We start from the raw sequence: 24,828 nt of genomic DNA on the forward strand, positions 1-24,828 counted from the left end.
TGGAAATCTCTTCTTCGTCGGTGATCTCGCATACGGGCGTTGACTTCAACAGTGTCGGATGCTGTCCGGTAGCCGGTAGCCGGTAGCCGGTAGCCGGTAGGGCGGTATCGGTAGCGCCGAGCATATAGACATGTTGCTATGCGTTTCAATGGCTGGCTGCTCTGACACGCAATTATCGCCTTGATAACCGGAGCGATGTTCCGTACAGTCTGTAACCGGATCGGCGTTCCGGTTATGGTTGTGGCCGCGCTCGTCGATACCGATAATCGTTTCGAAGGGAGCAAACATGCATTGCAAACCTGTCGCACTCGTTACGGGCGCAAACAAAGGGATCGGTCTTCAGATCGCCAAGGATCTGGCATCGAAAGGATTCAAGGTGCTTGTCGGAGCACGCAACCTAGATTTGGGCGTGATCGCGGCGAGAAGCGTTGCGCCAGATGCGCAAGCCATCCAGCTTGATGTGACCGATCAAATGTCAATTTCCGCAGCTGCCAAGCAAATTGACGAGACGCTCGGACGTCTTGACGTGCTGGTCAATAACGCAGGGATATCGAACCCTGCGAAGCCGGGGACTCATCTGGATGACGTTATTCAGTCGGGCAGGTTAAGCCGCATCGCTGCCGACGATCTGCGTATCGTGTTTGAGACAAACGTGTTTGGGGTTGTCGCGGTAACGCAGGCGATGCTGCCACTTCTTCGCAAATCACCGGCTGGACGTATCGTCAACATATCGAGCGCTACTGGCTCGCTAGGATTGAAGGACGATCCATCAAACCCATTTCGAAGCCAGGTCGGTGTGTACCATGCGTCGAAGACTGCGCTCAACGCGATCACTCAAGCGTTTGCGATCGAGCTGGAAGGGACGGGCATCAAGGTCAACGCAGCATGTCCGGGCTTTACCGCAACGGATCTGAGCAACTTTGCTGCAGGGGCGGGATCGGTTGAGGATGCAGCACGAGAGCCGGTCCGCTTGGCGCTCCTTGACGCACGTGGAACGACCGGAACCTTTTCCGACGACGGTGGCCATATTCCGTGGTGACTTGACTCCACGACAGGAGCAATCTTGGCATGCCTCAGTACCGCAACCTGCCATACCTTTGTCGTTTGCGGTGTCTTGCATGGGCGACGGCCGAACGACGAGCCCGCATTTGAGGCATCCATGAGCGTGATCGGTCCGCCTAGCGTCAAAAACATGCTCTCCACACCTCGCATCGAAAATCTGCGAGATGTGGACTGCGTGGGGCGATCGGAGGCAGATCCTGGATTTCTGTCTGAAGTACGAACCCGCGATGGCCGCGTCAGTCACTCACGAATGACTTACGTCTTGTCGTGAAAGCTCGCTTTCGTTGGAGTAACCGGAAACGAAGGGTTTGAGCGCACTCGTTTCAGGATCGAAGACGTAACGCGAAATCCTTCCGATGTTTCCACCATAGATATGGACGCTGATCGAGACGCGATCCTCATACATGTTGGAGACCCGATGAATATCGCCCGTGCGCGGAGAAATGCTTTCGACGATGCCTGGCTCGAGATAGTCCACGCCACGTGATCGCATAGGACAGTTTGGCAGACCCAGCTCGTATGATTCGGCACGCTCTCCGCCTCGCAGCATGCCGATCAGTGCCCAGACCGTATGATTGTGGATCGGGGTCTGCTGGCCAGGCCCCCAAACGAAACTGACCACCGAGAAGCGGTTGGCCGGATCCGCATGGAGCAGGTACTGCTGATAGTACTGAGGATGCGGCTGCGCGTATTCGTCGGGAAGCCAGTCATCGTTGCGGACGATGTCCTGAAGGAGCTCTCGCCCCGTGCTCAAGATTTGGTGCTCGTCGCCGGAGAAGGTGTCAACAAGCCGGGTAAAGTCGCGGACGAAGCGCCCGAAGCGAGGGGATGAAACAGGCATCAGATGTCTCCGGATGTTGGATGTTGTCACGGTCACCCAAGTGCTCTTCGGTAAGCCTTGTATTTGGCATCATGACACGGTGTTGGGCGTTTAGAGATGATTCTCCTCTCAGCAATCGTCACGAGCAATTGAATCTGATTTCAATCATCAAGCTTACTCTGCGCCGCTCCTTCCCTCTGCCGAATGATCAGCGAGTCGTAGGCTTGAGGCTCGTTTGATGCCGACGTGTTTCTTGCCAAAACGCACGAGCAACCGGAGAAAGGCGGTTCTCGTTCAGGCATACCAGACCGATACGCCGCGAAGTGCTCGGCGAAATAGGACGGAAAACCGTGCCGTCGTACCGGTCCGGAAGCGCGAGTTTTGCGAGGACGGAGACTCCCTTTCCGCTCGCGACCAGTTCGAGTATCGACATCAACTGAAGAAGTTCGTAGGCGACTCGCGGATGGAGGTTGTTCCTCGCGAACAGCCTGGTCACCAGCGCCTGTGAACCGGCGCGAGTCAGGATGAAAGGGTCCGCTGTCAGTTCCTTGAGCGGGACGACCTCCAGCTTGGCCAAACGATGGTCGGACGGCAGGACTGCCACGAGTTCATCAATGGCGAGTGTTTGCGAATCGAAGTCCAACTTCGGAAGCGTGACTGCAGCGAGTTCGAGCCGCCGCTCGATCAAATCTCGTAACGTTTGTTCGTCCGGCTTCTCCGTCACCATGACGTCGACACCGGGATATCGGGCCTTGAAGCGTTCTATCAGCGCCGGAAGAACCCTGATCGTGGCGCTCGCACCGAACGAACCGAGGCGTAGCAAGCCCGTCTTCAGCTCGGCACCGGCGAGCGCCGTCGCCTGAACCAGCTGCAGGGACGCAAAGACATCGCGTACATGGGGAAGGACATGTTCCCCGGTATAGGTCAGTGCGACGCCAGAGGCATTCCGGTCGATCAGTTCCGTACCAAGTGCCGTCTCAAGTGCGCGCAATGCGTGACTGGTGGCTGACGGCGACATGCCGAGCGTCGCTCCGGCACCGGCTATTCCATCAGAGGAAGTGAGGGCCAGCAGAAGCTCGAGCTGCCTCAGGGTGGGGGTGGTCATGCCGGATCGACGCGTCATTGAGCTTGCCTTCAAGTAATTTTCGAATACATGAATCCTATTTCCGGACTGGTTCGCTTGCAAGATGGACGGCGATGCATGTACTTCGCCAGTGCAATGATCGAACGAATGTACCGGAGCTGGATGAGACCGGCAGCGATCGGCAGGGCTGTCGGTCGGTGACGAAGCACGCTCTCCACAGACCCGGGGAGGCAGCAGCGATGCGCAATCACCGAGTTTGCGTTCAATCGGATGACTTGAGGTCAAATTCAATTGTTCATGAATGTGATGAAACATACGATAACTTCAAGATCGGAAGGCAGCCAACAGCGGCTCCCGTCAATGGGTTCCGGGTCGTTGTTGGAGGCTCAAATTCAAAAAATGGAGGCGCCAGATGTCGACATGCGCAATACAGGACTTGTACTCCCCGGAGTTTGCTCATTGCTATGGTTGCGGACCTCAAAACCAGCACGGTCATCACCTGAAGAGCCACCTCGTGGGTGACCAGACAGTCGCCAGGTTCACGCCTGAAGCCCGATACAGCGGGGGTGTTCCCGATCACGTTTACGGCGGGATGATTGCGTCGCTGCTCGACTGCCACGGCGCTGCGTCGGCCGCCGCATTTGCCTGTCAGAGAGAAGGGCGTGAGATCGGCGACGGTCCACAGATTCGTTTCGTGACGGCCTCGCTGAAGGTCGACTTCAGGCAGCCGACTCCGCTCGGGATCGAACTCGTCGTGACCGGCAAGCTCCGATCGCTGGAAGGGCGAAAGGCATGGATCGACTTGACGTTGACTGCAAATGGCGTCACATGCGCCGTCGGCGAAATGCTGGCAATTCGGTTGCCGGAACGAAACGGCGCTTAGCCGGGTTCCACTCCAGGCGTCCGAAGCCTGCTTCATAAAATAATAAGAAATACTGAACGGGTCGACGCTGTACATGAGATTGCACGCGTTGCACCGCTCACAAACAAAGGAGACGACATTGAGTGCGCTAGCTGATTTGGGATTGTCCGTCGAATCTGCGACCAGGATACCGTTCACCCGATATGACATGGGATGGGTCATCCTTTGCATCGGCATGGCGATAGGCGCCGGCATCGTCTTTCTTCCGGTACAGATCGGAATTGTCGGCGTGTGGGTGTTTGCTGCCTCGGTGGCGCTCGCATACCCGGCGTTGTACATGATGCAGAAGCTCTACTTGCAGACCCTGTCCGAAAGCGACGAATGCGAGAACTATGCGGGAATCATCTCGCAGTACTTCGGCAAGAACTGGGGCATCGTCCTCGCCATAGTGTATTTCCTCATGCTCGTCAAAGGCATGCTCACGTACTCGCTGGCAGTCACCTTCGACACGGCCAAATACCTGCAAAGCTTCGGCGTAACGACGGGATTGCTTTCCGACAGCCCGCTGTTCTCGCTGGCCATCCTGAGCGGGTTGGTGCTGATCGCGGCACAGGGCGAGAGGCTGATCTTCAAGGTATCGGGCCCACTGGTGATCTTCAAGCTCGGCGTGATCGTTCTGCTCGGCATTGTGATGATTCCCCATTGGGATATGCGGGCGAATTTGCCGCCCTTGCCCGAGCTCAAGCGCTTCGTCGCCGACACCATCCTGACCGTTCCGTTCACGCTGTTTTCCATCCTGTTCGTGCAGATCCTCAGCCCGATGAACGTTGCGTTTCGCAGGGTAGAGAACGATCCGCGAGTCGCGACGTACCGAGCCATTCGGGCCAGCCGTATTGCATACGCGGTACTCGTTGTCGCGGTGCTCTTCTTTGCTACGTCATTTTCGCTTTCGATTTCGCACGAACAGGCGCTTTCGGCCAAAGCGCAGAACATTTCGGCCCTAGCGTTGGCGGGTAGCGTCATGCCCGGGAACGGTGTGCTGTACATGACAACCGCGCTCAACGTGTTCGCCATTCTCACTGCGTTTCTCGGGATCTACCTCGGGTTCGAGGAATCGATTAAAGGCGTGGTGATGAACATCATCACGCGCTTCGTTCCGCAAGAGCGTATCGATTCCCGCGTGGTATCTGTCTACGTGTGCGTATTCATCGTGCTCAGCTTGTGGTTATGGGTGCAGACGCGCTTCTCGATTCTGCTGTTGCAACAGCTCGCATCTCCGATCTACGGGATTGCGTCGTTCATCATTCCCTGCGTACTCGTGTACAAGGTGCCCGCGCTTGAAAAGTACCGGTCTAGCCGCGTGTTTTTCGTGTTTTTGTTGGGTGTCGTCGTGAGCTTGTCGCCCGTTCTCAAGGCGATGGGCTACTGATTCCGCCGCGCAGTTGCAGCTCAGGCAAGACCGAGTGAGGTTGAACGTTATGACTCAAGTTACGAACATGTTCCCGGCTGACAAGCCTCGATTCGACTTCGATACCGTTGTGGACCGCAGTCGAAGCAATTCAATGAAGTGGGGCGACCCGGCTGCTTTCATGAGCGCTGAGCAGGCACGCGCCAGGCCATTGCCGATGTGGGTCGCGGACATGGATTTCAAGTCGCCGCCTGCCGTGAACGAAGCGTTGTACGAAGCGGTGTCGCACGGTGTCTACGGCTATCCCGCAGGGCCGACGCAGGGATACCTCGATGCGGTGACCGGATGGCAGCACAAGCGCTTCGGTTGGGACGTCCGCCCGGAGTGGGTCGTGCCCGTCGCGAGCGTCGTTGCAGCGATCAAGATCGTCGTGCAGGCCTTCTCGCAGCCTGGCGATTCGGTGTTGATCCAGCCGCCGGTCTACGTCCACTTTCACAATGACGTCGTGATCAATGGTCGCCACGTCGCCGCGGCGCCGCTGCAGTTCGATGGAGTGCGATACCGCTTCGATGCAAAGGTGTTCGAGGACGCGATTCGCGACAACACCAAGGTTTTCATCCTCTCGAACCCGCACAATCCCACGGGTAATGTGTGGACAGGTGATGAACTGCGCACCATGGGCGAAATCTGCCTGAACCATGGTGTGCTCGTACTGGCCGACGAGATTCATTGCGATTTCGTGCTTGCGGCAGGAAGGAAACATACGCCGTTTGCATCGCTCGATGCGCGATTCGCGCACAACAGCATCACGTGCACCTCTGCCAGCAAGACGTTCAATCTGGCGGGACTGCAATGCGGAAACATGTTCATCGCCGACAAGATCAAGCGTGACGAAGTCGTACGGACGATTGACCGAAACCACAACACGCGCATCAATCTGCTGGGAATGGTCGCGACCGAAGCCGCTTTCACGCATGGAGCGGAGTGGGTTGAAGCGCTCGTCGCCTACGTTTCGCAGAACCAGAAGCACTTCGCCCATCGGATCAACGCGCTCGATGCGGGTGTGAGCGTGATTGCAATGGATTCGCTCTACCTCGCATGGATGGACTGCCGCGCGCTGGGAATGACACCTGAAGCGCTGGAGGACTTCATGCTCGTCAAGGCGCAGGTGTGGCTCGACAAGGGACCCAAATTTGGCGCGGAGGGGCACGGTTTCATGCGGGCAAATCTGGGCTGTTCGCGGCAAACGGTGGACCTGGCGATCGACCGCATCTCGCGGGCACTTGCCGCGCGCTAAGTAGCCGCATCAGCGTGTGGACGGAATGGTCAACGGCCTGCGCGTCGCTCGACGGCCGGTTTGCGAAGTGTGATTGAAGTCGGATTCATTTGTTTGTGAAAGACGTGAGTCATACGATATTAACCAAGTCACTGGAGTGAGGAGGAAGACGATGGATCGGGTTGTCTTTTCGCGCGGTTCCATGTGGTCAGATGGTTGCATCATGACGTTTGCCGAACAACGCTCAAACGGTGGTGCTGCATGACGGCAGATCAGAAGATGGCGTTGGCAGGAATCAAAGTCCTAGACTTGTCCCGCATCCTGGCGGGGCCGAGCGCGGCGCAACTCCTCGGCGATCTGGGCGCGGATGTCGTCAAGGTCGAAAAGCCCGATGAGGGCGACGATACGCGCAAATGGGGCCCGCCCTATGTGCGCGGGACATCCGGTGAGGACACCGACGAAAGTGCCTATTACCTCTCGGCCAATCGCAACAAGCGTTCGATCGCGATCGACATCGGTTCCGATTCGGGTAGGGAGCTTGTGCATCGGCTCATTGCACAGGCAGATGTGCTGGTGGAGAACTACAAGGTGGGCGGTCTTGCCAGGTACGGCCTGGCGTATGAGCAAATCAAGGATCGCTATCCTCGCTTGATCTATTGCTCCGTCACCGGCTTCGGGCAAACGGGCCCGTACGCCTCCCGACCCGGATACGACTTTCTGATCCAGGGGATGGGTGGAATCATGAGTCTGACCGGCGTGCCGGATGGGGAGCCGATGAAGGTGGGTGTCGGAATCGCCGATGTCATGACTGGGATGTATGCCACGGTCGGCATCCTGAGCGCTTTGCACCATCGTCAGCAAACCGGGGAAGGGCAACATATTGACATTTCCCTTCTCGATACGCAGATCTCCTGGCTAGTCAATGCCGCAACAAATTATCTGGCTGACGGGAAAGTGCCGTCGCGTTTGGGGAACGGTCATCCGAACATCGCCCCATACCAGGTGTTCTTGACAGCGGATTCGCCGATGATCCTCGCCGTTGGAAACGACGCACAGTTCCGCCGGTTTTGCGAGGTCGCAGGAATTGGTGCGCTCGCATCCGATGAACGCTTTGCGACGAACCCGATGCGTATCCGGCATCGGATTGAACTGTGTGAACTCGTGGGCAAAGCGCTGAGAGGCAAGCAGCGCGCGACCTGGCTGCAAGAACTCGAGGCGGTCGGGGTTCCGTGCGGGCCGGTGAACGATCTGGAAGACGTGTTCGCCGACCCCCATGTCCAGGCTCGCGGTGCCGAGCTGCATATGCCGTGCGAGTGGGCGATGGGCGGCGAGATTCGCCTCCTCGCAAACCCGTTGAAGATGTCCGCGACGCCGCCGAGCTACAGGCGCCCGCCGCCGCGGCTCGACGAGCACGCCGAAGAAGTCCTGATGGATTGGCTTCAAAACAATCAAACGTATTAGGAGGCACCATGTACGACCTCACTCCCGAACAACTGAATCTCCAGGTGCAAGCACGGGAACTCGCGCAGTCAGTATTCGCTCCGACTGCCGCGAATACGGACCTCACCGAACAGTATCCGTGGGACAACGTCGCAACACTGCGCGATGCCGGATTCATGGGAATGACGTTGCCCAAGAGCCTCGGCGGACGCGGTCTTTCCTATCTGGATACCGTGGTCGTCATTGAAGAGATGGCCAAGGCGTGCGCGACCATGGGGCGAATCACCGTCGAGGCAAACATGGGCGCGATCGGTGCCATTGCCAAGTACGGGACCGAGGCCCAATTGAAGGTGGCGGCTGATCTCGTCCTGGCGGGGGACAAGCCGGCGATCTGCATCTCGGAGCCTGATGCCGGCAGCGCGGCCAGCGAGATGACGACGCGCGCCGACAGGAAAGGGGACGACTACGTCCTGAATGGCGAGAAGTACTGGATTACCGGCGGCGGCGTTTCGAAGCTACACCTCATCTTTGCGCGGGTATTCGACGATGGTGTCGAACAGGGCATCGGTGCATTTATCTCCGTGCGAGACGGAAACACACCCGCCGAACTCGTTGTTGGTCGCAGGCTTTACGCGATGGGCGTGCGCGGCATTCCGGAAACCCATCTCGAGTTCCGCGACCTCAAGGTGCACAAGTCGATGCTTGTGATGCCTCCCGGTGGTCTCAAGCGCGGGTTCGCATCCTTGATGACGGCCTACAACGCCCAGCGTGTCGGCGCGGGAACGGTTGCCCTGGGTATTGCTCAAGGCGCATTCGAGGAAGGCATGGCTTACCTCAAATCCAGGCAGCAGTTTGGCCGGCCGATCGCAGAATTCCAGGGGTTGCAGTGGATGCTTGCCGACATGTCGACTCAACTGGAAGCCGCGAGATTGCTGCTGCGCTCCGCCGCCGCCAGTGGTGCGGACTTTCCGGATATCGACAAGGCAGCGCGGGCGAAGATCTTCGCGGCTGAAACGGCCAACAAGGTCACCAATGATTCGCTGCAGTTCTATGGGTCTTCCGGGTATGGCCGTCATAACCCGATGGAGAGGCACGTGCGGGATGCGCGCATGTTCACCATCGCAGGCGGGACGGCGCAGATCTTGCGCACGCAGGTCGCTGCCACGTTGCTGGGCATGAAGCTGCCGCAGACGCGTGAAGGTTTTCTGAAGGCGGTGCAGAGCAGTAACCCCTGAGCCAGCACGCGTTACGTCACCGATGACGCGAACCGAAACCTGGTGTGCTCAAGGTATCGGCTCCGAGCGCCAGCGCTCGTGAGCTTGCGGGCGGACTATCGACGTCAGTGCCGAGTCCGCCCGGGAAGCAGATCGAGAGTGCATCGTACGTTGTCGACAATCGAGGAGGTCATCTCATGGAAGGGATGGTGGAACGGCGGCTGACCGGCTGCAGTATTCCGATGGCATGTGCCATGTCCACGACCGTTAATGCGCGGGCCTGTCCATGCGCAACGGGTCAAGCAATTCAATATTCTTACGACTATCGTGTCTCGCTTTCAGTCTAGCCGTCGTGCATATCGCTCTGTGCAACAAAGATGTCGTGCTACAGGGAGGTGCGCGTGAATCGACAGCTCCTTCTGTGCCTCAGTCGTGTCGGCACGTGCATGGGTACGATGGCATTTGCCGGCGCATTGCCAATACTTCGCTCCGCATGGCACATGGATGCCGCTACTGCAGGTTCGATTCAGACCGCGTTCAATCTGTCCAATGCGCTTGCACTCCTGGTTACCGCGTGGCTTTCCGATAGTCTGGGCGCAAAACGTGTGTACTTGGCCAGTACTTGGGCGGGTGCTGCAGCATTGATGGTCTTCGCGATTTTCGCCCGCTCACCTCACACCGCGCTGCCTCTGATCGTGTTCGTCGGCCTGACGCAAGGGGGCGCGTACGCGCCGGTGCTGCTCCTCGTTGCGGAACTGAGCCCGGCAGCGGAGCGGGGTCGCAGGATGGGACAGATTCTGGCTGCAGCCTCGTTGGGTTATCTGCTCTCGGTGTTTCTTTCCATGTGGGCAGCGACCACCTATGGCGCGGCTGCGGGGTTCACCATTTGTGCGATAGGTGCATTGGCCGGTGCCGTATCTGGCCAGATCGCTCTCAAAGGCGTGGAGAATCGACGGCACGGTAGCGAAGCGTCGGTGTCGTCCGAGCCCCTCAAGTGGCGGAGCGTGTTTGGCACGACCTCTTTGTGCCTTCTGGTCGGTTATGTTGCCCACTGCTGGGAGCTGCTGGGAAGCTGGGCCTGGACTCCAACCTTGCTGGCGACAACACTGCACGCGCGCAACCTGGGCGCGATGACGACGAGCCTGGTTGTGGCCGGCACAATTCACCTGTCGGGCATGATCGCCACGGGAGTTGTCGGGGCGCTGTCCGATCGCTGGGGGCGAGCGCGCGTACTCATTTGCGTCGGTGCAATGGGGGCGTTGTGTTCGATGCTGATGGGCTGGTCCGAAGAGTGGGGGCCAGGCTGGATGATCGCTTTGGCCGCGACCGGCAGCTTCTTCATCCTTGCCGATTCGGGCGTACTTTCGGCCGCCATGACCGACGAGGTGCCCGCAGCGTATCTGGGACGGGTGATGGGCGTCAGGTCGATCCTGGGGTTTGGAGTTGGAGCATTTGCACCGGTGACATTCGGGGCAACACTCGATTGGACTCATCACTGGGGATGGGCGTATATGCCGCTGGCCGCGGGCGGAATCGTTGCGTCCCTTGCTGCTTTGGTGTTGCGAAAGAGCAGCCAGTCAAGCGAGATCGAGTCGCATCAATCGCCATCGTCCATCGTTCACAAGCGCGACTTCGAACGTACGTAAGATTCGAACTTGAACGAGTGCAGGCTTTGCGTTCACAGCAAAAAGTTGTCCGCTGCGACGTATTGTACATTCCGAAAGGTAGTTACAAATAGACGAGGATACTGGGTAATACTCACCTCGATCGAGGGGATGCTGCAATCAGGATTGCTGCCACCATGGCGGTTTGGATCCTCGCTGCTTGAGAACGCGTGAGCGGCCTTGCGCGAACGGCGATGCAGGTACGGAACACGTGCCCAGAATTTGCCAGCACCGCCTTCGAGGTTCAGGAAGTTCGTTCCGGAGCAACGCCGAACTGCCCCTAGGTAGCTATTTTAAGCATGCGTTGACGTTGCCGAGAAGTGGGATGGGATGGCCGAGTATTATCTTCCGGAAGGATACCGATACTGGGTTGCCGCAATGTGTACCCCAACCGGACTTTCGCCGGTTCTAGGGCGAATGGATTCGTCGCTTCCGACGATGGGCGCTCCACGCGCAGCCTTCTAGACTTCACTGCATTCTGGTCGGTGCCAGTAGGAGTCATCGTGTTTCAAGGGCAAAGCTTGCGCGTCTCGCCGCTGGGCGATAGCGGCATTTTCGAATTGTGCTTCGATCGTCAGGGCGAATCCATCAACAAATTCGACCGCAGGACGATCGACGAATTGCGGCAGGCCAATCAGTACCTGCTGAATCAGGCCGGCCTGCGAGGCGTCCTGGTGACGAGCGCGAAGGACGTTTTCATCGTCGGAGCGGATATCACCGAATTCGGGTCCAAGTTCGCGCAGCCGGCGGCGGCCATTGCCGCGGACGTCGCGGGAAGCAACGACGCCTTCATCCAGTTCGAAGACCTGCCGGTTCCTTCCGTGGTGGCGATCAACGGCTTCGCGTTGGGCGGGGGCCTCGAATTTGCACTGACTGGCGCGATGCGCGTCATGTCGAGCGACGCGCAGATCGGTGTGCCGGAAGTGAAGCTCGGCCTGTTCCCCGGGTTCGGGGGCACGGTCCGGCTGGTGCGCATTGCAGGGGCCGCGGTGGCGTGCGACTGGGTTGCCGGCGGCAAACCTGCCGAGCCTGCGGCGGCCTTCGCCGCCGGCGTGGTGGACGATATCGCGGCACCGGACGAACTGCGGTCCCGTGCGATCCATTTGCTCGAACGGGCGATCGCGAACGAAGTCGATTGGCAAGCGCTGCAGGATCGAAAACGCAAACCGCTGTCAGCGGAATCAGCGCAAGCCGCGGCTGCTTTCGAGCAAGCTCGCGCCATCGCAGCCGAACGTGGCTCGCCGCACCAGCCTGCCGCACTCGCGGCGATCGACATGATGGCCGAGGGGGCGGGCCTCGACCGTGCCGGTGCGCTGGCGCTCGAAGCGAAGGTGTTCGGCGAAATCGCCCGTACCCAGGCCGCATCGTCGATGGTTCAGACCTTTCTGAGCGAACAGGCGGTCAAGAAGATCGCGCGCCACCACGCAAAAGAGGCGGGCAAGGTGTCCGGCGCGTTGGTGCTGGGCGCGGGGATCATGGGCGGCGGGATAGCGATCACCCACGCGCTGCGGAAGATCCCGGCCCGCATGTACGATCTGCAGCAGCGAGCGCTCGACCAGGGCATGGCCGAGGCGCGCAAGCAGGTTGCCCGTCAGGTCAAGACCGGGCGCCTGAACGAATCCGCAAGCGTCGAGATTCTGTCGGCTGTCCAGCCGCAGCTGGATCTTGCCGGAATCGGCGACGCCGATGCCGTGGTCGAGGCGATCGTCGAGAACCTGGACGTCAAGCGCAAGGTCCTCGCAGATCTGGAGCCGTCGCTCAAGGAAGGGGCGATCCTGGTGTCCAACACGTCGAGTCTGCGCATCGACGACATCGCGGCGCCGCTCAAGCGTCCCGAACGGTTTGTCGGCATGCATTTCTTCAACCCGGTCCCGATGATGCCGCTCGTGGAAGTCGTGCGCGGCACGCGTACCTCCGATCGGGCCGTGGCGACCGCGGTGGCCTACGCGACAGCGCTGGGCAAAACCGCCATTGTCGTACGCGATTGCCCCGGGTTTCTCGTCAACCGGGTGCTGACCGCATACATGCGTGGTTTTCTGAAACTGATTGCCGACGGCGCGGACTTCGAGCAGGTCGACAAGGTCATGGAGTCGTTCGGCTGGCCGATGGGGCCGGCGTATCTCGAAGACGTGGTCGGCATGGACACGGGTAGCCATGTCAACAATGTCATTTCAGCGGGCTATGCGGATCGCATGCCCGAGCTCGCCGACGATGCGTTGCGCGTGATGGTGCGACATGGCCGCTTCGGTCAGAAGAACGGCCTGGGCTTTTACCGCTACGAGGCCAGTGCGACCGGCGGCAAGCCGCGGCGTACATCGTCGACGGACGCACACGCGCTGCTTGCGCAACTGCAGTCGGAGGGGCGCCGGAATTTTACTCACGAACAGATCGTCGACCGCATGATGCTCCCGATGGTGCTCGAGGCGGCGCGGACGTTGCACGAGGGTGTGGTCGGAACCGCGGTGGAAGTGGACCTGGCGATGCAGCTTGGTCTCGGCTTCCCTGCCTATGCCGGCGGCCCCCTCAAGTATGCCGACTGGCTGGGCCTTGCCGAAGTGGTGCGCCGTTGCGACGAGCTGAATGCACTGGGGCCGGCCTATGAGCCCGGCCAGCAACTGCGCGAGATGGCGTCGGCCAACGAACGCTTCTATCCGATTTCCCAGTGAGGGCATGACGTGCACTTCCAGCTTCCCGAAGACGTTCAGCAAATGCAGCAGACGCTGCGCCGGTTCGTGGATGAGCGGATACTCCCTCGCGACAACGAGTATCAGCGCATCGCCGATTCCGGCCGCTTCCCGACGGAGATCGTCGAACCGCTCAAGCAGCAGGCGCGCGACGCGGGTCTATGGAATCTGTTTCTGCCGGGGCTGCTCGACAACGAGCCGGGTACGCGGCTGACCAATATGCAGTACGCGCCGCTGGCCGAGATCATGGGGCGTGTTGCGTGGGCATCCGAGGTGTTCAACTGCAACGCGCCGGACACCGGCAACATGGAGTTGCTGCACCTCTTCGCGAATTCCGCACAGCGGGATCGATGGCTGGTTCCGCTCCTCGAAGGGACCATTCGCTCGTGCTTCGCCATGACTGAACCCGACGTGGCTTCGTCAGACGCAACCAACATCCAGACGTCTATCAGGCGCGAGGGCGACGAGTACGTCATCAACGGCCGAAAATGGTTCACCACGGGCGCGATGCACCCCAATTGCAAGCTGGCGATCGTGATAGGGGTGACCGACTTCGATCCGGACGCGGCCAAGCATCGCCGACATTCGATGGTGCTTGTTCCGATGGACACGCCGGGTGTGCGCATCGTCCGCAACGTGCCGATCATGAGCCACCATCTGCCGGAGGGGCACTGCGAAATCGCGTTCGAGAACGTGCGCGTGCCGCTGTCCAGCCTGCTTGGCGAAGAGAACAGCGGGTTCGCGTTGGCGCAAGCCCGCCTGGGGCCCGGGCGGGTCCACCACTGCATGCGAACGATCGGCCAGTGCGAAGTCGCACTGGATCTGATGTGCGAGCGCGCGCTGTCACGCCGCGCGTTTGGCAAGACCTTGTCGGACTTCGCCAACATTCAGGACTGGATCGCCTATTCGCGCGTCGAGATCGACCAGGCTCGCCTGTTCGTTTTGCAGGCGGCCTGGAAGATGGACACCTATGGCAACAAGTCCGCACACCTGGATGTTTCGGCCATCAAGCTCGTCGCGGCACAGCTGCAGACACGCGTCGTCGATCGTGCGATCCAGGTATTCGGCGCGATGGGTATCACGCCCGACACGCCGCTGGCTTACCTCTGGTCCTGGGGGCGGGCAATGCGCTTCTTCGATGGTCCCGACGAAGTTCACCTGCGCGCCATCGCTCGCGCCGAGTTGGCAAAGGCCAAGGAACAGCTCGGGTCGACGGCGCCGTACTACCGTCACCATTGAAGGCTCGCTGTATGTCACGTCCATGCCATCGCGGGCAACGGTCTGGCAGTGACGGGGCGAGGGAGCATCGTTCCTCGGGACTAGCCCGGGCCGACCGTACTCGATGTGTCCGTCGGTATGGCCAACACTGTCGCTTAGGTACGCGGTATTGCCGCTGATTCTGAGGGTGGCCCGAATGCCTTCCTCATCAAACGTAACACCAGCTTTCAAGGAAGTTGAACGATGAAGACTCGTATCACTGAGATGTTCGACATCCGCTACCCGATCATTCAGGGCGGAATGCAATGGGTTGGCACCGCCGAAATGGCTTCCGCGGTGTCGAACGCAGGCGGGTTGGGCATCCTCACGGCACTCACCCAGCCGACGCCGGACGCGTTGGGCGCCGAGATCGACCGATGCAGGAAGATGACCGATCGCCCGTTCGGCGTCAACCTGACCATTCTGCCTACAGTCAAGCCGCCTCCGTATGACGAGTATCTCGAAGTTGTGATTGCGAAAGGTATTCCGGTGGTCGAAACCGCTGGCAGCAGCCCCAAGGAGTTTACCGCGCGCTTGAAGGCAGCTGGCGTTCGGGTGATCCACAAGTGCACGAGTATTCGCCACGCACTCTCGGCTGAACGCAATGGTGTCGACGTTGTCAGCATCGACGGCTTTGAATGTGCCGGTCACCCGGGAGAAGATGATGTCGGGGGATTGGTGCTCATTCCGCTTGCGGCACGTGCACTGAGCATCCCGGTGATTGCGTCCGGCGGCATCGCTGATGGCCGGGGGCTGGCTGCAGCATTGGCCTTGGGGGCAGAGGGCGTAAACATGGGGACGCGCTTCTGCGCGACCGTCGAAGCACCGATCCACAAAGAGATCAAAGAGGCACTAGTCTACGCCAGTGAGCGGGAGACGAACCTGATCTTCCGGACCTTGCACAACACTGGTCGGGTTCTGCGAAATCAAGTGTCGGACGAAGTCGTCTCGATCGAACGCCGGCCGGGCGGGTGTGAGTTCAAAGACATCCAGCCGCTGGTGTCTGGTCAGCGGGGGCGTGCCGCGTTGCAAAGTGGCCAGGTGAACGCCGGCCTCGTATGGGCAGGACAAACTGTCGGCTTGGTTAAGGATATTCCGACCTGTGGTGAACTGCTGGAGCGGATGGTGGCCGATTGCCGGGCCGCACTCGCGAGCGCGTCTAGACGGGCGACTGGAGCTGAATCATGCTAGCGCTGCGCGTACACGGATTTGACGGTCTTCATCAATGGATGCTGGAGCAGGCACCGGAAGTCTCGCCCGGTTTCGGTGAGGTCCAGGTCAGCGTTCTGGCAAATGCGATTTCGTATGTGGATTTACTCTTTGCGCGAGGAGGTTATCAGGTAAAGCCGCCGCTACCCCTCGTGCCCGGCACTGAGTTCACCGGTATCGTTGCGGCCCTTGGTCCCGGCGTCGAGGGGGGCTTGCAAGTGGGACAGCATGTTGTGGGCATGACTGTGGGTGGAGCATGGGCCGAGCGCACCAATGTCCCTGCCAGTGCGCTGGAGGTCTTGCCCCCGCATGTGGACATGCACGCGGCATCGGCACTGCCCGTTACGTACGCGACGGCACTGTATGCGTTGAAGCGCCGTGGAGCCCTTCAGCTAGGGGAGACCGTTTTAGTGCTGGGGGCGGCAGGAGGTGTCGGCCTTGCTTGCGTACAAGTCGCGAAGGCACTTGGTGCAACCGTCGTTGCCGGTGTGACCGGGGACGAAAAGATGAAAGTCGCTCAGCAAGAAGGGGCAGATCACGTCGTTGACGTTGGAAGCGCTGAGTGGCGTACCGCTGTGCAGGCAGCCGTGCCCGAAGGAATCGATGTCGTGATAGACATGCTTGGCGATTCGTTCACGGAGACGGCATTCCGCACCCTTCGATGGGGCGGCCGTCATTTGGTTATCGGTTTTGCCGGCGGCAATATTCCCGCAATCCGCTCCAACTTGCCGCTACTCAAGGGTGCCTCGCTCGTCGGCGTGGACATTCGCCAGTTCCGAGAGCGCGAGCCTGACCGTGCACGAGCCAATCTGGCCGAAGCGGTTGCAATGCTGGCGGCCGGTCAGCTTCGACCGCGCGTGGCCCAGGTTTATGCCGCTCCCGATTGGGCAAAGGCGATCAGGCAAGCTCAGGACGTTTCGACAGTGGGCCGAGTCGTTCTGGACTGGGGAACGAATTCACCGAAGGCGCTGGGTTGACCGCGTCGAGGACCACGGCGAATTAGCAGGGCAGCCGGCGTTCTACTAGGAAAATCACATCTATGACGATCCAATTCAACCGCTCGTGGAGTGATCCCGATCTCGAGCAGTATCGCGACACCGTCGTACGGTTCATCGAAGAGGAAATGCTTCCGCACGACGAGGCTGCTCGCCATCGCGGCCACGTTGGGCATGATTTGTGGCGGAAAGCTGGAGAACTTGGGATCCTGTGTGCCGATCTCCCGGAGGAATGGGGCGGTGCGGGGGGCGACTTCCGTCACGAAGCCGTATTCCATGAAGAGATGGCTCGACGAGCGCTCTCGGGCATGAATGCATCTGTGCACGCGATCGTGGCTCACTATCTCCTGAACCACGGTACGGAGGCGCAGAAACGTCGCTACCTGCCGCGCCTGATAGCGGGCGAACTGGTCGGCGCGATTGCGATGACTGAACCAGGCACCGGATCGGATCTGAAGGGCATTCGTACCCGGGCCCAGCGCACGCAGGACGGATGGTGTATCAATGGCGCCAAGACGTTCATTTCGAACGGGTTTTTGGCCGGCCTTGTCCTAGTGGTGGCGAAGACGGAGTCGGGTGAGGGTGCGCGCGGCATGTCGATCTTCCTGCTGGAGACGGCCGATTGCGCCGGATTCCGGGTTGGACGGTTGCTGGACAAGATCGGCATGAAGGCGCAGGACACCGCCGAGCTGTTTTTCGACGACGTGCTCGTCGGTGAGGATCAGATCCTGGGCGGACTGCCAGGACAGGGGTTCTACCAGCTGATGGCGGATCTTCCCTACGAACGGTTGCTCATCGGCGTGATGGCCCTGGCTGCAATGGAGGGCGCCTATGCGGAAACACTGGCGTATGTGCGTGATCGACAGGCATTCGGACAGGCAATTTCCGCGTTCCAGAACACCCGCTTCAAGCTTGCGGAGGTCGCCACGGAAATACAGGTCGGGCGGGCCTTCATCGATCGCTGCGTGCAGGACTTGCTGGTCGGTCGTCTGGATACCGCAACCGCTTCGATGGCGAAACTCTGGGGTTCGGAGGCCCAGGGCAGAGTGGTCGATGCCTGCCTGCAGTTGTTCGGCGGCTACGGCTACATGAACGAGTACACGATAGCGAGGATGTACACGGATGCCCGGGTTCAGCGCATCTACGGCGGCACGAGCGAAATCATGAAGGAAGTGATCGCACGCGCATTGTGACCGTGCGGGTTGTGCCGAGCATCATGCATGGCAGTACGAACTGCACGTAAGGCCCTGCGAACCGGGAAGTTCGCAGGGCCTTTTGTGTTTCCGACTCGAGCTCGTGACGACGGTTCGAATGCGTACGGCCCTCCGCGTACGCGTCAGCCCAGCGAGTCGCGCGAACACGGACGGCCCGCAAACGACCATGTCAGTGCCGGATACCATGCGAGCGTGGCGATGCGCGTCGCGGTGCTGCCGAAATGCTCGTCGAATGTGTCGTTCAGGCGTGCCGCCGACGCGAAGCCGAGCTGGACCGCAAGGGCGCGCAAGTCGTCGCGTGTCTGCGGGTACGCGAGCAATGCTAGCAGTGCTCGCATCAAGCGCTGTTCGCGGACGATCGCGGTGAGTGCGTTATTTTCGCGGAACAGCTGTCCGGTGAGCGTTCGCGGGCTCATCTGCAGCCGTTCCGCCGTGAACGGAACCGACCACGCCGAGGCCGGATCGCTGAATACCGCGCGGGCGACCCGGACTGCAAGGACGGGCGTCGCGGTCGTATCCCACGCGTCTGTCGCAACGTGCTCGACGTGCCGGTCGATGGTGAGATGCAACTCGTAACCGGTTCGCGGATCAATGGCGACCGCGCCTTCGTAATGCACGGTGCGATACGGCGCGAGGACGGCCGACCGCCCCTGCGTCAGCACACCACGGCGTCGCTCTCCGGCGAGCAGATGATGTCCGCGCCGAGCGCTCAAATGGATCGGAAACGGCAGGCGCAGGTTGTAGAGCCGCAGCAGGCGGCCGCCGCGCGTGGTGGGCTCCCTGGCGGAGACGGTGTTCGCATCGACCACGGTCGGCGAATGAACGGTATGAATCATGTTGGACGATCGTCGCGCGTTGCGTCGTGGGTGGCTTTCCTAGCCCCCGGCGCAGTCCGTTGCCGACCTCTCGCACGAATACCGCGTGTCTGACTGGCAGTATGATCGAGATCGCATCGTACAGATAACCATTCTCTGCTGGCCCGGCGTGGCTAGCAGAATTTTCCGGGGGAACCGACCGACGTTACTCTTCCGCGAGTGCCCGGCCGATCACCAGGCGCTGGATGTCGTTGGCTCCTTCGTAAATCTGGCAAACCCTGACGTCGCGATAGATGCGTTCGACCGGGAAATCCGCCACGTAGCCGTAGCCGCCATGGATCTGAATCGCGTCCGAGCAAATGTGCTCGGCCACCTCGGAGGCGAACATCTTTGCCATCGATGCTTCTTTCAGGCACGGCAAACCGCGATCCTTCAGCTGCGCCGCGCGCCACACCATCAAGCGGGCCGCGTCGAGTGACGTTGCCATGTCGGCAAGCCGGAAGGAAACGGCCTGTTGTTCGACGATGCGCTTGCCGAAAGCTTCTCGCTCTTTTGCGTAGCTCAACGCTGCCTCGAATGCAGCGCGCGCCATACCAACGGCCTGCGCGGCGATGCCGATCCGACCAGCCTCGAGGTTGGACAATGCGATGCGGTAGCCGTCACCCGCATTCCCCATCAGGGCGGATCCGGGAACCCGGCAATCTTCAAACAGGATTTGCGCGGTATCGGACGCGTGTTGGCCCATCTTTTCCTCGAGGCGGCCGACGATGTAGCCGTTCGTGCGCGTCGGCACAAGAAAGCAGGAGATGCCGTGCCTGCCGGCACCTTTGTCGGTTACGGCGAACACGATCGCGACGTCGGCGTTCTTTCCCGTCGTAATGAACTGCTTCACGCCGTTGATGACCCACTCGTCGCCGTCGCGTACCGCGGTCGTCCGGATGGCTGCCGCGTCCGATCCTGCATGCGGCTCTGTCAGGCAGAAGCACCCCAAAGACTTTCCTTGGGCAAGCGAGGGCAGCCATTCCTGCTTCTGCTGCATCGAGCCATACTTGAGCGTGATGCCGCAGACGAGCGAGTTTTGAACGCTTACGATCGTCGAAGTAGCGCCGTCACCCGCGGCGATTTCCTCCAGTGCCACGGCCAGGGAAAGATAGTCGAGGCCGGCGCCACCCCATTCTTCGGGCACCACGACCCCCAGTGCACCGAGTTCGCCAAGCTCTTTCAGTGCTTCGGACGGAAACGTGTGGTTGCGACTCCACTCTGCCGCATTAGGCGCAAGTCTCTCCTGCGCATACGCATGCATCGAGTCGCGAATCATCTCCTGCTCATCGTTCAGCATCATTCCGGGTTCCGTATTTCGTTCAGGTTAGAAGTTCGGCGGACGTTTTAAGAACTGCGTCTGCACGTGAGATGTCACGCCCATCAAGATGAATCGGACAACGAATTTAATGATCGATATCGGGGGAACGGATATCACTCGAACGTGTCCGAGTGCGAGCCTGCAGACGCCCACGCGCGCCTCATCAAACCCGCATGGCGGGGCGTTCGTGCGAAGGCGGGAATACCCGCCACACCCGGTCGGGGTGGCGGAAGAAGTACATGCTCACGAGCTCGCCAGGACCGGCGAGCTCGACATACACGCATCGTCGAGCGCCGCGTCCTGCCAAGCGAACCACTCTGGTTTGCCTGGTCGAGGGCCGACCCAGCCAATACTCGACCAGCGTATGCAGGAATTTCGCGCCTGTGCTCATGGGATCATCCGTCTCATCCGGGAAGCGCGCGCTGTTACCGCGCGAAGGAATGCGAGAAGAGGTTGCGGGCGCGTCATGCACATCAGGCGCTTTCGCGAGCGAGATACTGTTTTCGCAATTCGCCCTTCTGCAGCTTTCCGGTAGGCGTTCGCGGCAATGCGTCGACAAAGTCGACGCTCTTCGGTGCCTTGTACGAGGCAATCCGCGACTTCGCGAAATCGATAATCTCCTTCTCGAGTTCGGCCGTTCCCGCATAGCCTTCCGCGAGGGTGACGACGGCCTTTACGCGTTCCCCCATTTCCGGGTCGGGGATGCCGATGACCGCCACGTCCAGAATGGCCGGGTGGAGTGCGAGCGCGTTTTCGACTTCCTGCGGATAGATGTTCACCCCGCCGGAAATGATCATGAAGCCCTTTCTGTCGGTCAAGTAAAGGAATCCATCGTCGTCGACATGGCCGATGTCGCCCACCATCGTCCACGTCGAATGAACGGGGTGTTGGGACGCACGTGTCTTGTCGGGATCCTCGTGATACGCGAATGGCACCGTTTCACGCTCGAAATAGACGAGCCCGTCCGAGCCGGCCGGCAGTTCATCGCCGCTTTCGTCGCAGATGTGAATTGTGCCGAGTATCGAACGTCCGACCGACCCCGGCTTGTTCAGCCATTCCGACGGACTGATGGTCGTAATCCCGTTCAGCTCAGTGCTTGCATAGAACTCGTAGAGTACCGGCCCCCACCAGTCCATCATCTTGCGTTTCACGTCGACAGGGCAGGGGGCCGCCGCGTGTATTGCAACTTTCATGCTGCTGACGTCATACGCGCTTCTGATGTCGTCCGGCAGTTTCAACATCCGGACGAACATTGTCGGCACCCATTGGCTGACGTTCACGCGATATTTCTCGATTGCCACGAGTGCGGCTTCGGCATCGAATTTGTCCATCACGACGACGGTGCCACCCATGGCCTGAATTGCGGCGCACGTCCGCAGCGGTGCGGCGTGATAGAGCGGCGCCGGGGAGAGATAGACCGTATCGCTGCCGCACCCAAAATGGCCGCCGAACATGGCGACCATGCTGTCGCCGTCGTCCGACACCTGACGGTCGGGCAGCGGAAGTCGCACCCCCTTCGGACGTCCGGTCGTTCCCGACGAATAGAGCATGTCGGCGCCCCGCGGTTCGTCCCTTGGACGTTCCGACGACACCGTTTCCAGCACGGAGCCCAACGAGATGGAGCCGGGCAAGGCCGCGTCGAAATGCACGACATGCGAAAGAGACGGGAGGTCGGCCCATGCACGAGCGAGGTCCTGACCCACGCCTCCGACGAAGAGACATTTCGCTCCGGAGTTCCGCAGGATGTACTCGATCTCGTCGCTCTTGAGATGAAAGTTTATCGCCGCGACGTAGAGCCCCGAGCGCTGCGCCGCCCAGTAGACGTCGAATATGCGGTGGTCGTTCTCCGAAAGGATCGCGACGACGTCGCCTCGGTTCATCCCTTGCGCGCGAAGCCAGTTCGCGATCCTGAGAGACCGTTCTTCGAGTTCGGAAAAGGTGACATGCCGCCCCGACGCCGCCATGATCACGGCAGGCTTCGAGGGATGGGTTTGGGCGTGCGTTCCGGGGTACATTGCTTTCAGGAAATTTGGGTTGCGCTGGAGACAAGAGTCGGCCTGGATGGCATGTCGGATCCACATGAAGGCGGCGTCGCGTGAGACTTCCGGATCACGAAGGAGCGCTCGGCGTTTGCGAAGACGCGAACGACTCCATGAGCATGTTGAATGGGCACATCGTCTCCTTTCCATCTTGCATCGTTCTGCGAACCAGGGCTTCGCGTGACCGTACTATTGTGGCGCTGACGTCACGCTTCTTTGAGTCAAATCCTACTTTCAAGTATATACAATACTTCGACGTAAAAACAATATCGACTGTGTGTTTGTGTGTCATCGGTGGAGTCGGCCGGCGACGCGCGCGCGATCAATATATCGCGCGGTTCATTGGTCGATTCGTTGCATGTCGGTCACGTGTTCAAGTACGCCCTAATTGCTCGTATCAATCCGTGGATAAGCGCTGTGCAAGGCGTGCGGTAGTTCTTTGTAATGCTGTTCATATGAACTAGTTCACCTTGGAACCGGTCCTGCGCCACATCCTGACTCCCGGGGATTGGGGTATCTGCTGAGTCGTTAGTTCTGCGCATTGCGATCTCGTCTATTTCGACGATGGTCTCACCTGCGCGAGTGCGCGCCTAATCCGTGTGCCGGCCGTGACACGGATCGCGGGTCGGCACACTCAGACAAGGTGGAGACAACATGACCGACGAATATCAGACAACCTCGCGCTTCCGCAGTGGGTTGGCCGCGACTGGCATCGTGGGCGCGGTGGTGGCTTTGGGCCTCGCTGCTTGTGGGGGGGAGGTAGACAATGCCGCAGCGCCGACACCGGCGGCACCGACGACGATGCAAGTGCAGAATGCTGCGAGTGCATGTGCGGCTCTTGTCGGCGCCGGCGTCCCCGCCAGCGCCATTGCACTGCCGACGCAAGGCGCAACCATCACGTCCGCTTCACTCGTCGCAGCTGACAGCAAGACAGGCCTTCCGGAATACTGCCAAGTGCTTGGCAAGGTGCTGGCTGCCAATACCGCTGATCCCGCGATCAACTTCGAAGTCAATCTCCCGACTACCTGGAACTTCAAGGCATTGCAGTTGGGGGGCGGGGGCTTCAATGGCATCCTGGTGACCGGTCTTGGTGGACAGATCGGTGGTGTGCCCAACTGGCCGTCCGGCGAAAAGCAACCGCTGTCGATGAACTTTGTGACTTTCGGCAGCGACGGCGGTACAACCTTTGATGGATCATTCGGCCTCAACGCTCAAGCACTCGCCAATTATGGTGGGGAGAGCGTTAAGCGCACGCATGACACGGCACTATTCCTTATCGATGCGTTCTACAAGACCGCGCCACATCGCATGTATCACATCGGTGGGTCCAAGGGGGGGCATGAGAGCCTGGTGGCGGCGCAACGGTATGCGAGCGACTATGACGGAATCGTCGCGTACTATCCCGCGAACCAGAATCAGGCCATGGTGATGTCGTGGTTCCGGATGTGGAATGCTGCATATTCAACGAGTGGTGGGGCGCTCGATCCGGCCAAACAGGCTCTGGTTCGAGCCAAAGTTGTGGCTGCATGCGACGGACTGGATGGTGTCGTGGATGGTATCGTGAGCAACATTCCGGCTTGCCAGGCCACATTCTCGATCAACAGCTTGCGCTGCTCCGGCGGAGCGGACACAGGTGATACCTGTCTGTCCGATGCCCAGATCAACACGTTGATCACTGCGGCGACGCCGATGGAGTTTGCTTTCCCGCTTGCGAACGGAGTCACGAGCAATGGGCCTTACCCTGTGTTTCAGGGGGGGGACATGGAGGGAACGCTATTCGACCCCTTGGGCACCGACGGTACTCATACCGGGTACTTCGGCCTTGCCAATGCCGTCATCACGTATTTCGACCTTCAAAATCCGAATGCTACGAGCGTTGGTTTTGACTATCGTGCGTGGCAGTCTCGTGTCACCCAGTTATCCACCGAACTGGACGCGACGAATCCGAATCTCGACGCGTTTCAGAAGAGGGGCGGAAAGCTGATTCTGGTGCAAGGCACTACCGACATGCTCGTGACACCGAATCAAACAACCGCTTACTTCAACAAGGTCGCGGCCCGATATGGCGACTCTACAACCAGCTTTGTCCGGTATTACGTTGCACCGGGGTTTGGCCACGGCAACGGCGCGTTTGCGTTGCAGTGGGACTCTCTGGCAGCGCTGGACGGCTGGGTAGCATCCGGACAGGCGCCCATTGGTCCAGTCGTGACGGATGGCAATTCTTCCACGGCGGGGCGTACTCGGCCATTGTGCGAATACCCGCAGTTCCCGAAGTACAAGGGAACCGGCGACGCGAATATTTCTTCCAGCTTCGTTTGTGCTGACAGCTAAAGGGCAGGACTCGGTTCCACCTGATGGCCCGAGTCCAAGCATATGCGAGGGGACCATCCGGATGCAAGGATCGGCATGAGCAGGCGGCTGTCTG

18 protein-coding genes are annotated in these 24,828 nt (G+C 60.0%); 13 read left to right on the forward strand and 5 right to left on the reverse strand.

The window, feature by feature from the left end:
* The first annotated feature begins 286 nt into the window (after positions 1-286).
* Positions 287-1,039, forward strand: a complete 753-nt coding sequence (locus U5798_RS31285) for an SDR family NAD(P)-dependent oxidoreductase (RefSeq protein ID WP_321958281.1) — start codon at positions 287-289, stop codon at positions 1,037-1,039.
* 267 nt (positions 1,040-1,306) lie between these two features.
* Here U5798_RS31285 and U5798_RS31290 read toward each other — a convergent pair whose 3' ends face one another.
* Positions 1,307-1,903, reverse strand: coding sequence for a cysteine dioxygenase (locus tag U5798_RS31290; protein WP_321819848.1), 597 nt, complete (start codon positions 1,901-1,903; stop codon positions 1,307-1,309).
* 187 nt (positions 1,904-2,090) lie between these two features.
* The gene (locus tag U5798_RS31295) at positions 2,091-2,987 is read right to left on the reverse strand and encodes a LysR family transcriptional regulator (RefSeq protein WP_321958280.1); all 897 of its coding nucleotides are present in this window, start codon (positions 2,985-2,987) and stop codon (positions 2,091-2,093) included.
* Positions 2,988-3,480: 493 nt separating this feature from the next.
* Here U5798_RS31295 and U5798_RS31300 point away from each other — a divergent pair, with 493 nt between their 5' ends.
* The 11 genes from U5798_RS31300 (at position 3,481) to U5798_RS31350 (ending at position 18,168) form a co-directional block, all read left to right on the forward strand.
* Positions 3,481-3,849 (forward strand): PaaI family thioesterase, encoded by a 369-nt coding sequence (locus U5798_RS31300; RefSeq protein ID WP_322084241.1) that lies wholly within the window; start codon positions 3,481-3,483, stop codon positions 3,847-3,849.
* 187 nt (positions 3,850-4,036) lie between these two features.
* Positions 4,037-5,257 carry an amino acid permease gene (locus U5798_RS31305; RefSeq protein WP_321958279.1) on the forward strand — a complete coding sequence of 407 codons (1,221 nt, stop codon included), beginning with the start codon at positions 4,037-4,039 and terminating at the stop codon, positions 5,255-5,257.
* Positions 5,258-5,324: 67 nt separating this feature from the next.
* Positions 5,325-6,533, forward strand: a complete 1,209-nt coding sequence (locus tag U5798_RS31310) for a MalY/PatB family protein (protein ID WP_322084242.1) — start codon at positions 5,325-5,327, stop codon at positions 6,531-6,533.
* Between the two features lie 240 nt (positions 6,534-6,773).
* Positions 6,774-7,973: a CaiB/BaiF CoA-transferase family protein gene (locus U5798_RS31315; RefSeq protein WP_322084243.1), complete on the forward strand. Its 1,200-nt coding sequence runs from the start codon at positions 6,774-6,776 to the stop codon at positions 7,971-7,973.
* Between the two features lie 8 nt (positions 7,974-7,981).
* A complete protein-coding gene (acdA, locus tag U5798_RS31320; RefSeq protein ID WP_322084244.1) occupies positions 7,982-9,187 on the forward strand; it encodes a 3-sulfinopropanoyl-CoA desulfinase in 1,206 nt (401 codons plus the stop codon).
* Between the two features lie 356 nt (positions 9,188-9,543).
* Entirely contained in the window at positions 9,544-10,812 is a 1,269-nt protein-coding gene (locus tag U5798_RS31325) for an MFS transporter (protein WP_322084245.1), read from the forward strand.
* A 521-nt stretch (positions 10,813-11,333) separates the two neighbouring features.
* The gene (gene fadB / locus U5798_RS31330; protein WP_322084246.1) at positions 11,334-13,496 is read left to right on the forward strand and encodes a fatty acid oxidation complex subunit alpha FadB; all 2,163 of its coding nucleotides are present in this window, start codon (positions 11,334-11,336) and stop codon (positions 13,494-13,496) included.
* A 9-nt stretch (positions 13,497-13,505) separates the two neighbouring features.
* Entirely contained in the window at positions 13,506-14,753 is a 1,248-nt protein-coding gene (locus tag U5798_RS31335) for an acyl-CoA dehydrogenase family protein (protein WP_322084247.1), read from the forward strand.
* A 222-nt stretch (positions 14,754-14,975) separates the two neighbouring features.
* A complete protein-coding gene (locus tag U5798_RS31340; RefSeq protein WP_321819856.1) occupies positions 14,976-15,962 on the forward strand; it encodes a nitronate monooxygenase family protein in 987 nt (328 codons plus the stop codon).
* Positions 15,956-16,957: an NADPH:quinone oxidoreductase family protein gene (locus U5798_RS31345; protein ID WP_322084248.1), complete on the forward strand. Its 1,002-nt coding sequence runs from the start codon at positions 15,956-15,958 to the stop codon at positions 16,955-16,957. The genes U5798_RS31340 and U5798_RS31345 overlap by 7 nt, the downstream gene beginning before the upstream one ends.
* Before the next feature lie 62 nt (positions 16,958-17,019).
* Complete coding sequence (locus U5798_RS31350; protein ID WP_321958271.1) at positions 17,020-18,168, forward strand: acyl-CoA dehydrogenase family protein; 1,149 nt, start codon at positions 17,020-17,022, stop codon at positions 18,166-18,168.
* Positions 18,169-18,311: 143 nt separating this feature from the next.
* On the opposite strand, the gene U5798_RS31355 is transcribed toward U5798_RS31350, so the two are convergent.
* From U5798_RS31355 to U5798_RS31365, 3 genes are all read right to left on the reverse strand, one after another.
* Entirely contained in the window at positions 18,312-19,025 is a 714-nt protein-coding gene (locus U5798_RS31355; RefSeq protein WP_193093140.1) for a helix-turn-helix domain-containing protein, read from the reverse strand.
* Between the two features lie 184 nt (positions 19,026-19,209).
* The gene (locus tag U5798_RS31360; protein ID WP_322084249.1) at positions 19,210-20,346 is read right to left on the reverse strand and encodes an acyl-CoA dehydrogenase family protein; all 1,137 of its coding nucleotides are present in this window, start codon (positions 20,344-20,346) and stop codon (positions 19,210-19,212) included.
* Between the two features lie 491 nt (positions 20,347-20,837).
* Positions 20,838-22,379, reverse strand: coding sequence for an acyl-CoA synthetase (locus U5798_RS31365; RefSeq protein WP_415859521.1), 1,542 nt, complete (start codon positions 22,377-22,379; stop codon positions 20,838-20,840).
* A gap of 678 nt (positions 22,380-23,057) precedes the next feature.
* On the opposite strand from U5798_RS31365, the gene U5798_RS31370 reads away from it, so the two are divergent.
* Positions 23,058-24,734 (forward strand): tannase/feruloyl esterase family alpha/beta hydrolase, encoded by a 1,677-nt coding sequence (locus tag U5798_RS31370; protein ID WP_322084251.1) that lies wholly within the window; start codon positions 23,058-23,060, stop codon positions 24,732-24,734.
* Positions 24,735-24,828: the final 94 nt, after the last annotated feature.

Source organism: Burkholderia sp. BCC1972, from assembly GCF_905339605.1.
In the GTDB taxonomy this organism is placed as follows: domain Bacteria; phylum Pseudomonadota; class Gammaproteobacteria; order Burkholderiales; family Burkholderiaceae; genus Burkholderia.